The following is a 12,050-nucleotide window of genomic DNA, read 5'->3' as shown; positions in this document are numbered from 1 at the left end:
GTCGAGGTGACACGATGCGGTCGTGGATGCCGAGACGTTTCGCCGACTGCTGACCGAGCCGGGGCAGGCGCTGCTGGCCGAGATCGCACAGCGGGCCGGTGTCGAATCCGACCACGCGTTGGGCGCGCGACTCCGCACGGTCCACGACGGCGACTTCGTGGCCGCCGCGGTCACCCAGAACCATCTGCGCGGCCTCGCGGCGGCCAAGTTCGGCGACGACGCCGCACGCATGTACTTCACCCACGACGCCCTCGAGCAGGCCACACGCGCATCGGTCGCGACCCACCGCGCACAGACCCTGCGGTCGCTGGGTGTTCGGAAGGTGGTCGATCTCGGCTGCGGCATCGGGTCGGATCTCATCGCCGCCGCGCGGGCAGGGATCGCGGTGCGGGGTGTCGACATCGACCCGGTGCGCGTCGAGATCGCGCGCGCCAACCTCGCCGCCCTCGACCTGCCGGGCACCGTCGAGGTCGGCGACGCCACCACCGCGACCGTCGCCGATGACGAGGTCGCGTTCTTCGATCCCGCCCGGCGCACCGCGCGGGGTCGGGTGTTCCGGCTCGACGGCCTCACGCCGCCATGGGATCTCGTGGCGCAGCGGCTCGCCGGGCGCGCCGTGGCCAAGGTGATGCCCGGCATCGGCCACGACGACATCCCCGACAGCGTGCGCGCCGAATGGGTGTCCGAACGCGGGAAACTCGTCGAATGTTGCCTGTGGGGAGCGGGATTCGACCACCCCGACCCCGGTCTGCGGGTCGCGACCGTGCTGCCGAGCGGCGCCACGATGAGCGGGGATTCTCGCTCCGAGGCCCGGGCCGACAGCGACGAGGCAGGGCCGGTGGGTCGCTACCTCTTCGAACCCGACGACGCCGTGATCCGCGCCGGTCTCGTCGCCGACCTGGCGCAGCGGATCGACGGATGGCTACCCGACCGGCACATCGCCTACATCACCACCGACGACCCCGCGGACACCCCGTTCGCGCGGGGGTATCTCGTGCTCGACGAGCTGCCCTACCGCACCAAGCAGCTACGCGCGGCCCTGCAGGACCTCGACGTCGGGACGCTGACCGTGAAGAAGCGTGGGGTGCAGGTGGTCCCGGAGGATCTCATCGCCAAGCTCCGACTCACCGGCACCCGCTCGGCGTTGATCGTGCTCACCCGGGTCGCCGGGGCGGGCCGGGCGTTCCTCGTCGAACCGCTCGCGCGATCGTGACACCGATTGTCGCGCAGCGCGATCAGGCGATCTCGCCCCATCCGTCGACGTCCTCGGGGCGTCGCGGGCCGGGGCCGGTGTAGATCGCGGCCGGCCGCACCAGCTTGCCCAGACGCTTCTGTTCGAGGATGTGGGCACACCATCCCGCGGTCCGTCCGCAGGTGAACATCGCCGGCATCATGTGCGGCGGTACCTCGGCGAAATCGAGGATCACCGCGGCCCAGAACTCCACATTGGTCTCGATGGCCCGGTCGGGGCGGCGCTCGCGCAGTTCGGTCAGTGCGGCCTGCTCGAGGGCGGCGGCGACCTCGAAGCGGGGGACGCCGAGTTCCTTCGCGGTGCGCCGTAGCACCCGCGCGCGCGGGTCCTCAGCCCGGTACACCCGGTGCCCGAAGCCCATAAGTTTCTCCTTGCGGTCGAGGATGCCCTTGACCAGCCCACGGGCGTCGTCGGAACGCTCGACTTCCTCGATCATCGGCAGCACCCGCGCGGGCGCGCCACCGTGCAGCGGTCCGCTCATGGCGCCGACCGCCCCCGACAGCGATGCGGCGACATCGGCCCCGGTGGAGGCGATCACGCGGGCGGTGAACGTCGAGGCGTTCATGCCGTGTTCGGCCGCGCTGACCCAGTAGGCGTCGATCGCGCGGATGTGTGCCGGATCGGGCTCACCCCGCCAGCGCGTCATGAAACGTGCGGTGACGGTGTCGCATTCGTCGACCTGCGCCTGCGGTACGGCCGGCTGGTGGATGCCGCGCGCCGACTGTGCCACGTACGACAACGCCATCACCGACGCCCGGGCGAGGTTGTCGCGCGCGGTGGCGTCGTCGATGTCGAGGAGGGGCTCGTAGCCCCAGATCGGGGCGAGCATGGCCAGGGCGGCCTGCACGTCGACGCGGACGTCGCCGGTGTGGACGGGCAGCGGGAACGGTTCGGCGGGCGGCAGGCCGTCACCGAAGCGACCGTCGACCAGCAGGGCCCACACGTCGCCGAAGGTGACCCTGTTCTCCACCAGGTCCTCGATGTCGACGCCGCGGTAGCGCAGGTTGCCACCGGCCTTGTCCGGCTCGGCGATGTCGGTGGTGAAGGCGGTGACGCCTTCGAGTCCTGGGACGAAGTCGTCGGGCACGTGCGCGGTGTCCGAGGGGGTCGGTGAGCTGCCTGCCATCGTGTCGACTCCTTCGTCGGCCGTTCGCCTTGCTGACGCTGAGAACTCTAGTGCCCGCATCGGCACACACCGAGACAGCCCACAGGGTTCGACCGGCCCGCCGGTGGGTATGTCGACACCGAGCACCGAACGCACTCGACACAGGAGCGACCATGACAGACCTGACAGCGCACGGGTCGGCCCCCGACGACGACCGGGCGGTCCTCACCACCCGGCAGGGCCACCCCGTGCACGACAACCAGAACCAACGCACCGTCGGCCCGCGAGGCCCTGCGACCTTGGAGAACTACCACTTCCTCGAGAAGGTCAGCCACTTCGACCGCGAACGCATCCCCGAGCGGGTGGTGCACGCGCGAGGCGCCGTCGCCTACGGCCACTTCGAGGCGACCGGGAAGTGGGGCGACGAACCCATCGCGCAGTACACCCGGGCGCGGCTGTTCGCCCAGGAGGGAACCCGCACCGACGTCGCCGTGCGGTTCTCGACCGTCATCGGCGGGCGCGACAGCTCCGAGTCGGCCCGCGACCCCCGCGGCTTCGCGGTGAAGTTCTACACCGAGGACGGCAACTGGGATCTGGTGGGGAACAACCTCGGGGTCTTCTTCATCCGCGACGCGATGAAGTTCCCGGACGTCATCCACGCCCTCAAGCCCGATCCCGTCACCTTCCGGCAGGAACCGGCCCGCATCTTCGACTTCATGTCGCAGACCCCCGAGGCGACGCACATGCTGGTCAATCTGTTCTCGCCGCGCGGGATCCCCGCGAACTACCGCACGATGCAGGGTTTCGGCGTCAACACCTACAAGTGGGTCGACGCCGACGGACACACGCATCTCGTCAAGTACCACTGGATACCGACGGTGGGCGTGGCGAGTCTGACCGAGGTCGACGCCGCCGCGATCCAGGGTCGCGACCTCGGACACGCGAGCAAAGACCTCTACGACCACATCGAGGCCGGTGAGTTCCCGCAGTGGGATCTGCTGGTCCAGATCATGAGCGACGACGACCACGACGAACTGGACTTCGACCCCCTCGACGACACCAAGGTGTGGCCCGAGAACGATTTCCCGCCGAAGCTCGTGGGGCGGATGACGTTGACGTCCAACGTCGCCCACCACTTCGCCGAGAACGAGCAGATCGCCTTCGGCACCGGCGTACTGGTCGACGGTCTGGACTTCTCCGACGACAAGATGCTCGTGGGTCGCACCTTCTCCTACTCCGACACCCAGCGGTATCGGGTGGGCCCCAACTACCTGCAGTTGCCGGTGAACCAGCCGAAGAACGCCTCGGTGGCCACCAACCAGCAGGGCGGCCCGATGCAGTACCGGGTCGACGCGGTGGGCGACAACCCGCACGTGAACTACGAGCCGTCGACCACCGGTGGTCTGCGCGAGGCGCAGTCGCCGGGTGGTGACGATCAGGGGCCACCGATCTACGGCCGCTCGACCCGGTCGCGCATCGACCGCACCGACGACTACACCCAGTCCGGGCAGCGCTATCAGCTGCTCGAGCAGTGGGAGAAGGACGATCTGGTGACCAACCTGGTGGCCAACATCTCCGAGGCGACCGCAGCGGTACAGCAGCGCATGGTGTGGCACTTCCTGATGGCCGACGACGAGCTCGGCACGCGGGTGGGCGAGGGCCTCGGCATCTCAGCCGATGATGTACGTCATCTCGAACCGCTTGCGACGCAGACGCTGTCGGAGACCGACGAGCAGCGTCGGGTGAACCTGGGCAAGAACGGCCCGCGAGACGTGGAGGGCCTGGCCATGACCCACTGCGTGCCGAACGAGCACGTGGAGGTCGCGTCGTGACCGTCTCGGTCGAGGACGTCCGCGCGTTGCTCGCCGGCGACGTCGCCGACGCACACCTGATCCTGGAGGAGGGCAGGGTGTCGGTGATCTCGGGTGACGCCGTCGCCGAAGACCCGTCGGCGCTGGTCGTGGCCACCGCGCGCGAGATCCTCGACTCCCGAGGTCGCGGCGAACTCCCCGGCGACGATCAACTCCGCACCCTCGCGGCGCAACTCGACAGCCGGATCGCGACGCTCGGCGGCTGAACCAGCCGCATCTGTCGTCGCGAACCCAGGCCCACACCACCCACGAAAGGCACCATGTCCACCACCTCGAATTCTCCCGACACACCGACCGGGGCGGGTCCCACACCCCCGATCCCGATGACTGCGGCGGTCGCCGCCGAGGCCGCGTCCGAGGCGGCGCCTCTCCTGCCGCGCGTCCTCGGCGCGATCACCGCTGTCTACAGCGCGGCGCTGCTGGTGAAACCGTCTCTGCTGGCCCGTCCGTGCGGGTTCACCCCGGGAACCGCGGTGCCCCGTCCCGTCGCGACCCTCATCCGGGGCATCGCGGTCCGCGATCTGGCCAGTGGCACGGCGATGGTCGTGGCACCACCCGGCGCGCCGTGGACCGCGGCGATCGGCGTGCGGGTCGCCTCCGACCTCGGTGACGCCGTCGTGTTCGGCGCCGGTCTCACCGGCACGCGCGCACCGAAGATCGCGGGCTTCGCGGCGGTGTGGGGTGTGCTGTGCGCTGCCTCGACCGTCGTCGGCAGGCGCTGAGTGCGCCCCGACCTCGCCTGATCGGCGCCGCGCGGAGGTGACCGTCCGGGGTCGGGAGTAGCGTCGTCCCGCGTGGATGGTGAGGCAGTGAACGTGTCCGATATGCGCGTCGGCTACGGATCGGCCGGAGGCGGCGGGCTGGGTCCGGAGTCGTTGACCGGCGACCCGCTGTGGCTCGACCTGTTCGAGCGATGGCTGGCCGACGGCGTCGCCCGATCGATCCCCGAACCCAACGCGATGGTGGTCGCGACCGTCGACGCCGACGGTGTGCCCGCGACCCGCACGGTGCTGTGCAAGGCGGTCGACGAGCGCGGAATCGTGTTCTACACCAACCACGACTCCGACAAGGGCAGGCACCTGGCCGCCGAACCCGTTGCCTCGGCGACGTTCCCGTGGATCGCGATGGAACGTCAGGTGCACGTCCGCGGCCCGGTGACGCAAATCGCGCGCGCCGAGACCCAGGCCTACTGGGACAGCCGTCCCCGCGGATCGCAACTCGGTGCGCACGCCTCGACGCAGTCGCATCCCATCGCTTCACGCGCAGACCTCGAGGCCCAGGCCCGCGCCGTGGCCGACCGTTTCGGAGGCGTCGACGGCGACGAACCGGTGCCGCTGCCGGAGAACTGGGGTGGCTACCGCATCGAGCCGACGACCGTCGAGTTCTGGCAGGGCGGCGCCGACCGGCTGCACGATCGCGTCCGCCTGATCCGCGATCCGGCGACGGGCCGGTGGGACGCCCGCAGGCTGCAACCCTGATGGCGGGCCTGCTCGCCGACACCGCGCCGCTGCGCAGCCCGCACTTCCGTCGGCTGTGGTCGGCGAACATCATCACCGTCATCGGGGCCCAGCTCACCGTGGTGGTGGTGCCCGCGCAGATCTTCTTCATCACCGGCAGTTCGGCCTACGTGGGGCTCGCCGGCCTGTTCGGACTCGTCCCGCTCGTCGTGTTCGGGTTGTGGGGCGGCGCGGTCGCCGACATCGTCGACCGCCGTCTGCTGCTGATCATCACCACGATCGGCCTCATCGGGTGCAGTGCGCTGTTCTGGCTGCAGGCCGCCGCGGGCATCGACAACGTGTGGGTCATCCTGTCGCTGTTCGCCGTTCAGCAGGGTTTCTTCGCGGTCAACCAGCCGACCAAGTCGGCGATCCTGCCCAAGATCGTCGACATCAAAGACCTCCCGGCCGCGAACTCGCTGAACATGACGGTGATGCAGGCCGGCGCCATCGCCGGACCCGTCATCGGCGGCGCCCTCATCCCGAAGCTCGGGTACTCGACGCTCTATCTCGTCGACACGATCTTCCTGTTCGCGACGCTGTGGGCGGTCATCCGGTTGCCGTCGCTGAAACCCGAGCGCAGCGCCGACGCCCCGCGGGTCGCCGGTCTGCGGTCGGTCATCGACGGATTCGTGTACCTCCGTGGACACAAGGTGTTGATGATGTCGTTCGTCGTCGATCTCATCGCGATGGTGTTCGGCATGCCGCGGGCACTGTTCCCGCAGATGGCCCACGAGAACTTCGGTGGCCCCGACGGCGGTGGCCTCGCGTTCGCGCTGCTGTTCGCCGCGATCGGGGCGGGCGCGGTCGTCGGTGGGGTGTTCTCCGGGTGGGTGTCGCGGGTACAGCGACAGGGCCTTGCGGTGATCGTGTGCATCGTGATCTGGGGCGCGTCGATCGCCGGGCTCGGTGTGGTGGTGGCGTTCGCCGGCGGCGCCTCGCTGCCGATGCTGCCGATCGCGGTGGCGCTGTTGATGATCGGCGGTGCGGCCGACATGGCGTCGGCGGCCTTCCGGCAGTCGATGCTGCAGTCGGCGGCCAACGACGACGTGCGCGGACGTCTGCAGGGGGTGTTCACGGTGGTCGTGGCCGGTGGTCCCCGCATCGCCGACGTCGCGCACGGCGGTGTCGCGGCCACCGCAGGGGTGGCCGTCACCACCGCGGGCGGCGGTATCGCGGTCATCGTGTTCACGGTCGTCGCCGCGCTCGCCGTCCCGGCGTTCGTGCGCTATCGACTCGTGCACTGACCCGGCGGGTTCCGCGATGTCGTCGGTACCCTTGCCTGCGTGAAGGAGATGACCGGTCGCATCGGCGGCAGCGTGGTGCTGCTGGCCGCGATGGCGGTCGTCTACCTCGTGACCGTGTGGACCACGGCCGGTCAGCGTGTCGACCAGCGCATCTACGAGGCGATGTACGGCGCCGACACGTGGCGTGACCTCCTGCATCGCGTCGGTTTCCAGCGGGTGACCGACCCGCGGCTGTGGCTTCTGGCCGCGGTCGCCGTGATCGTGCTCGGTCTGCTCGCACGGCGTCGGGGCAGCATCGTCGCGCTGCTTGTGCTGCCGGCGGTCGGAGTGGTGGTCGCCCGGATGCTGCGCACCGAGATCCTGCCGCGTCCGGAGCTGATGGACATCGCCCGCGCCGCGTTCAACACCTTCCCGAGCGGTCACACCGCGGCCGCCGCCGGATGCGTCGCCGCGGCGATCCGGGCGGCACCGCGGATGGTGGCGCCGGTCCTCGCGGTCGTCGGCGCCATGTGGACCACCGTGGTCGGTCAGGGGCTCATGGAGGTCGGCGCGCACCGCCCCAGCGACATCGTGGGGTCCCTGTTCATGGTGGGGGCCGCGATGATCCTCGTCCCCGATTCGGCGCGCTCGGGGGTGCGGCCGGGGGTCGCCGCGCTGACCGGTGTGATCGCCGCGATCGGTCCCGTCGTGTGGGCGGTGCACACCGAACACCTGGTGCTCGCGGCGATCGGCGTTATCGCCGCGGGCGTGTTCGCACTGCTCACCGCGCGAATCGGCACGCCTGATCGACGGAACGCCTCGCCGACGCAGGCGGCCGTCCCGCAATCGCGGTGGGTCGCCGGTCGCTGAACCGCCGAGTGTGTCGCCCGTCACTTAGTGTGGGCTTTCTGCCCTCCGCTGTGTCTTACTATGCATTCCGTCATAACAATGACGGTTGTCATGGAGCCTCGGGAGCGGGATGTCGCACGGCAACAGTTCGGTCCTCGGTCGCATGGGTGCGTTCGTGGCGCGCCGCCGATGGTGGGTCATCGGCTTCTGGCTGATCGCGGTCGCGGCTCTCAACCTGGCCGTGCCCCAGATCGAACACACCGCCGCGGAGAAGTCCGCGGCGTTCCTGCCCCACCACATGCCCTCGGTCGACGCGCTGCGCGACATGTCGACCGACTTCGGGTCCCCGGCCTCGACGGCCGTGGGCAACGTGGTGCTCGCAGCCGACCGCGGTGTCGGGCCGGCGGAGACACGGTTCTACGGTGAGATGGTCCGCCGACTGACCGCCGACACCGACAACGTCGCCTACGTGCTCGACATGTACGGCAACCCCGCGACCCGGGATTCCGCGCTCAGCCGCGACGGCAAGGCCGTCACCGTGATGGTCGTCGCGCAGGGCGACGTCGGCAGCACGCGCGCACACCACAGCACCGTCGAGATCCGTTCGGAGATCGATGCGATCCCGCGACCGGCCGGTCTCGACGTCTACTACACCGGCGCGTCACCGACCCTGGCCGACCTCTTCTCGTCGATCGATGTGTCGCTGCTCATCATCACGGTGGTGTCGATGCTGCTCATCACCGTGATGCTGCTGATCGCCTACCGGTCGCTGTGGGCGGCGCTGGTCCCGCTGATCACCATCGGGATCGGCCTCGGTGTGGCGCGCGCGATCATCTCCGCACTCGGCGATGGGGACATCCTCTCGATCTCCAACTTCACCATCGCGATCATGACCGCGTTGTTGCTGGGCGCGGGAACCGATTACGCGATATTCCTGATCGCCGGATACCACGATGCGCGACGGGCGGGGCAGGACCCGACCGCAGCCGACCCATGGGGCGCGATCGCCACGGCGAGTGGGCGGGTGTCGCCGATCCTGGTGGCCTCGGCGCTGACCATCGCCGCGGCCGCCGGTGCCATGGGGTTCGCGAAGGTGGGGATGTTCGCCACGGCGGGTCCACCGACCGCGATCGGGGTGCTGGTGATCCTCGCGGTGTCGCTGACCCTGACGCCGGCGCTGATGGCGGTCGCCGCCGGTCGCGGTCGGCTCGAACCCCGCGCCGACACCGAGCGCCGCTGGCGTCGACGCGGTGTCGCGGTGATCCGCCACCGCGGTCCGCTCGCCGCGGCCTCGCTGGTGGTCCTGATCGCCTTGGCCATGGTGATCCCCACGATGCGGGTGAGTTTCGACGAGGAGTCGGTGCAGCTCTACGCCAACGACTCGACGCGCGGTTACGACGCGGTCTACCAGCACTTCGGTGTCAACGAGATCCTTCCCGAGTACCTCGTGGTGCGCGCCGACCACGACATGCGCAACACCAACGACCTCGCGGCGCTGGAGATGATGGCGATGGCGGTGTCGAAGCTGCCCGACATCGCCCATGTCCGGTCGATCACGCGGCCCGACGGCGCACCGATCCCCGAGGCGTCCACCGGTTACCAGGTGGGCCAGGTCGGCAGTCGCCTGGACGACGCCCATCGTCAGGTGCTCGAGGCGACACCCCAGTTGCGCCAGTTGGCCTCCGGCGTCGGCGATCTGCGTGACGGCGCCGATTCGGCGGCCGCCCGGCTCCCTGAGCTCGTCGCAGGCACCGATCAGGTGGTGTCGCTCGCGGACGGGGTGCTCGACACCGCCGACAGTGCCGAGCGGATCGTCGCCGCGGCCTCCGGTGGATCGCTGGACCTCCCGCAGGGTGTGCGTGCGCTCTCGGTGCTCGCCGATGTGCTCGGCACACTGATTCGCGATGTCTCGCAGAGCAATTCGTCGACCCTCGCCGCGGCCACACGATTGCAGGACGTGTTCGGCCCGATGCTCACCGCCGCACCTGATGCGACCTGTGCGACCGATCCGCGCTGCCTCGCCGCCCGCGCGGCGTTCCGGGTGTTCGATTCCGCCACCGCGGGACGGGCCTCGCAGGCGCTGCGCGAGGTGTCGTCGATCGCCGGGGTCCCCGGTGAGGTGGTTGCCCGCGCCTCGGCGGCCCTCCCCGAGATCCGTACCGGACTGGTCAGGGTGCAGGCCCTGCTCGACAGACTCGGTGGGCGCAGCATCGAGCAGGTACGCGGCGATCTCGGCCGGCTGACCGCCGGGATGGCCGAACTCACCGATGGCATGAACCGCCTCGCCGCCGGACTCCGTCAGGTGAAGGACGGAACCGACAAGACCGTCGCGCTCACCGCGCGACTGACCGCCGGTCTCGGCGAGGCCGGGGGCTACCTGCAGACGATGGCCCGCGACACCACCTCGGGCCCGGGTGCCGGCTTCTACCTCCCCGCGCAGGGGTTGAGCGATCCGCGTTTCGTGGCCGGATCGAAGCTGCTGCTGTCGCCGACGGGGCACACGGCACGGATGCTGGTGATCCGCAGCGACAACCCCTACGGACACAGGGCACTCGGAGACGTCGGTCGGGTCGCCGACGCCGCGCGGACCGCCGCGACCGGGACCGTGCTCGAGCGCGCCGAGGTGTCCTCGACCGGACTCGCCTCGCTCTCGGCCGACATGAGCGACCAGGTCGACCGCGACTTCGCGCTGTACGCCCTCGTGGCGATCCTCGCGGTCTTCGCGATCCTGTGTGTACTGCTGCGCAGTCTGCTGGCGCCGGCGTTGCTCGTGCTCGCGGTCATCCTGTCGTTCGGGGCGACCGTCGGGGTGAGTGTGCTGGTGTGGCAACACCTTCTCGGCATCGACCTCGACTGGTCGGTGATCCCGATCGCGTTCATGGCGTTGGTGGCCGTGGGCGCCGACTACAGCATGCTGTTCGCCTCGCGTATCCGTGAACACTCGTCGACCGGGATGATCAGCGGGATCGTCCGCGGGTTCGGCTCCACCGGGGGCGTGATCACCACGGCCGGAATCGTTTTCGCGGTCACCATGTTCGCGCTGATGAGTGCGACGGTGGTCAACCTGTTGCAGCTGGGTTTCACCATCGGTGTCGGACTGATCCTCGACGTGGTGATCGTGCGGACCATCCTGGTGCCTGCGGCGATGGCCGTGATCGGCAACCGCGTGTGGTGGCCGGCGAAGGTGTGAGACGGCCACCACACGCGGTGCGGCTCAGGCCTTTTCGTAGGTGAGACAGTTGGCGGTGTCCGAGGACTCGCCTGCGCCGATGCGCACCGCGGCGGCCGTGCACTCGAGGTTCGCGTTGTGCGAGCAGTCGGCCCGCTGGCAGGCGCCGACCTGGGGCGAGACCACGTCGAGGCCGCCCTTGGTCGACAGCGGGATGAAGGTGGCGCAGTCGGCGGTGCCGTTGTCGCCGCTGACGTTGATGGCGAATGCGTGACATCCGTCGTGGTTGTAGGAGCATGCGCTCATCGAACACTCGGTGACGTGCGGCATCTCGAGAGTGGCCATGGGAACCTCCGGAACGTGGGTGGGCGCGGCGACCGCGGGGCGTCGAGATCGCCTGGCACGCATCACGCTACGACCGTGTGACCGATTTTACCAGCAAGGTCAGGCTCCCCTTCGCGGGCGCGATGAGGTGAGGCTCGGCGAAGCTCAGGCCGCGATGTCGAGGGAGTCGAGAACCCGCCGGAATTCGTCGGCGACGTCGTCGAGGGGTGCGAGCGAGCGCTCGACGCGCGCGAGGATCAGGGCGCCCTCCGTCGCGGAGATCATCATGACCGTCACCGACCTCGCGCGGGCGGCGTCGACTCCGGCGGCGATGAGGGTGTCGCGGATGAGGACGTGCCAGTCGGCGAAGATCCCCGACACCTGGTCGTGCAGGACGGGATCGTTCTCGGCGCCACCGAGTGCGGCTCCGGCGACGGGGCAGCCGGCCTCGTACTCGCTGGAGGTCAGCAGATCGCGCCAGAAGGCGAAGAAGTCGTCGATCGCCTCGTGCAGCGGCTTGTCGACACTCGACCGGATCAGCGACGTCATCGTGTCACCCGCGCCGCGTAGGGCGTCGTGCACGAGCTGATCGCGTCCGCCGGGGAAGTGGTGGTACACCGAACCGCGGGGGGCGCCGCTGTCGGCGAGAACCGCGTCGACGGTGACCGCGGCGGCGCCGTTGCGCTGCATCAGGCCGATGGCGCTGCGCACCATGCGGGCGCGGGTGTCACCGCGTCGCGCCATCACCGTCCACCTCT

11 protein-coding genes are annotated in these 12,050 nt (G+C 69.8%); 8 read left to right on the top strand and 3 right to left on the bottom strand.

The genetic code is table 11. The features are described 5' to 3' along the window. Nucleotides 1-22 precede the first annotated feature (22 nt). Nucleotides 23-1,213, top strand: coding sequence for a THUMP-like domain-containing protein (locus ACLBW1_RS09135; protein ID WP_447811522.1), 1,191 nt, complete (start codon nt 23-25; stop codon nt 1,211-1,213). Between the two features lie 22 nt (nt 1,214-1,235). On the opposite strand, the gene ACLBW1_RS09130 is transcribed toward ACLBW1_RS09135, so the two are convergent. Beyond that, complete coding sequence (locus tag ACLBW1_RS09130; RefSeq protein WP_447811521.1) at nt 1,236-2,378, bottom strand: citrate synthase 2; 1,143 nt, start codon at nt 2,376-2,378, stop codon at nt 1,236-1,238. A gap of 152 nt (nt 2,379-2,530) precedes the next feature. Between ACLBW1_RS09130 and ACLBW1_RS09125 the strand changes: the two genes are divergently transcribed. The 7 genes from ACLBW1_RS09125 to ACLBW1_RS09095 all read left to right on the top strand — a co-directional run bounded on the left by ACLBW1_RS09125 (nt 2,531) and on the right by ACLBW1_RS09095 (nt 10,989). After that, nucleotides 2,531-4,189 (top strand): catalase, encoded by a 1,659-nt coding sequence (locus ACLBW1_RS09125; RefSeq protein WP_447811520.1) that lies wholly within the window; start codon nt 2,531-2,533, stop codon nt 4,187-4,189. Then, nucleotides 4,186-4,434, top strand: coding sequence for a hypothetical protein (locus tag ACLBW1_RS09120; protein WP_447811519.1), 249 nt, complete (start codon nt 4,186-4,188; stop codon nt 4,432-4,434). The genes ACLBW1_RS09125 and ACLBW1_RS09120 overlap by 4 nt, the downstream gene beginning before the upstream one ends. A gap of 117 nt (nt 4,435-4,551) precedes the next feature. Next, a complete protein-coding gene (locus ACLBW1_RS09115; protein ID WP_447811518.1) occupies nt 4,552-4,950 on the top strand; it encodes a hypothetical protein in 399 nt (132 codons plus the stop codon). Nucleotides 4,951-5,052: 102 nt separating this feature from the next. Next, nucleotides 5,053-5,706 (top strand): pyridoxamine 5'-phosphate oxidase, encoded by a 654-nt coding sequence (gene pdxH, locus ACLBW1_RS09110; protein WP_447812142.1) that lies wholly within the window; start codon nt 5,053-5,055, stop codon nt 5,704-5,706. Continuing rightward, entirely contained in the window at nt 5,706-6,971 is a 1,266-nt protein-coding gene (locus ACLBW1_RS09105) for an MFS transporter (RefSeq protein WP_447812141.1), read from the top strand. Before pdxH ends, ACLBW1_RS09105 begins: the two co-directional genes overlap by 1 nt. 48 nt (nt 6,972-7,019) lie before the next feature. Then, nucleotides 7,020-7,820: a phosphatase PAP2 family protein gene (locus ACLBW1_RS09100; protein WP_447812140.1), complete on the top strand. Its 801-nt coding sequence runs from the start codon at nt 7,020-7,022 to the stop codon at nt 7,818-7,820. Nucleotides 7,821-7,929: 109 nt separating this feature from the next. Then, complete coding sequence (locus tag ACLBW1_RS09095; RefSeq protein WP_447811517.1) at nt 7,930-10,989, top strand: MMPL family transporter; 3,060 nt, start codon at nt 7,930-7,932, stop codon at nt 10,987-10,989. A gap of 24 nt (nt 10,990-11,013) precedes the next feature. Here the strand turns inward: ACLBW1_RS09095 and ACLBW1_RS09090 are convergent, their stop codons facing one another. After that, a complete protein-coding gene (locus ACLBW1_RS09090) occupies nt 11,014-11,313 on the bottom strand; it encodes a DUF1540 domain-containing protein (RefSeq protein WP_447811516.1) in 300 nt (99 codons plus the stop codon). Between the two features lie 144 nt (nt 11,314-11,457). After that, complete coding sequence (locus tag ACLBW1_RS09085) at nt 11,458-12,036, bottom strand: TetR/AcrR family transcriptional regulator (RefSeq protein ID WP_447811515.1); 579 nt, start codon at nt 12,034-12,036, stop codon at nt 11,458-11,460. Between the last annotated feature and the right edge of the window lie 14 nt (nt 12,037-12,050).

The sequence above is a fragment of the Williamsia sp. M5A3_1d genome (assembly GCF_053345315.1).
This window is presented reverse-complemented; position numbering and strand designations above follow the sequence as displayed.

Coding starts and splice junctions, on each gene's coding strand:
- ACLBW1_RS09095 (WP_447811517.1), top strand. CDS start 7,930: ATGTCGCACGGCAACAGTTCGGTCCTCGGTCGCATGGGTGCGTTCGTG.
- ACLBW1_RS09100 (WP_447812140.1), top strand. CDS start 7,020: ATGACCGGTCGCATCGGCGGCAGCGTGGTGCTGCTGGCCGCGATGGCG.
- ACLBW1_RS09130 (WP_447811521.1), bottom strand. CDS start 2,378: ATGGCAGGCAGCTCACCGACCCCCTCGGACACCGCGCACGTGCCCGAC.
- ACLBW1_RS09125 (WP_447811520.1), top strand. CDS start 2,531: ATGACAGACCTGACAGCGCACGGGTCGGCCCCCGACGACGACCGGGCG.
- ACLBW1_RS09090 (WP_447811516.1), bottom strand. CDS start 11,313: ATGGCCACTCTCGAGATGCCGCACGTCACCGAGTGTTCGATGAGCGCA.
- ACLBW1_RS09105 (WP_447812141.1), top strand. CDS start 5,706: ATGGCGGGCCTGCTCGCCGACACCGCGCCGCTGCGCAGCCCGCACTTC.
- ACLBW1_RS09085 (WP_447811515.1), bottom strand. CDS start 12,036: ATGGCGCGACGCGGTGACACCCGCGCCCGCATGGTGCGCAGCGCCATC.
- pdxH (WP_447812142.1), top strand. CDS start 5,053: ATGCGCGTCGGCTACGGATCGGCCGGAGGCGGCGGGCTGGGTCCGGAG.
- ACLBW1_RS09115 (WP_447811518.1), top strand. CDS start 4,552: ATGACTGCGGCGGTCGCCGCCGAGGCCGCGTCCGAGGCGGCGCCTCTC.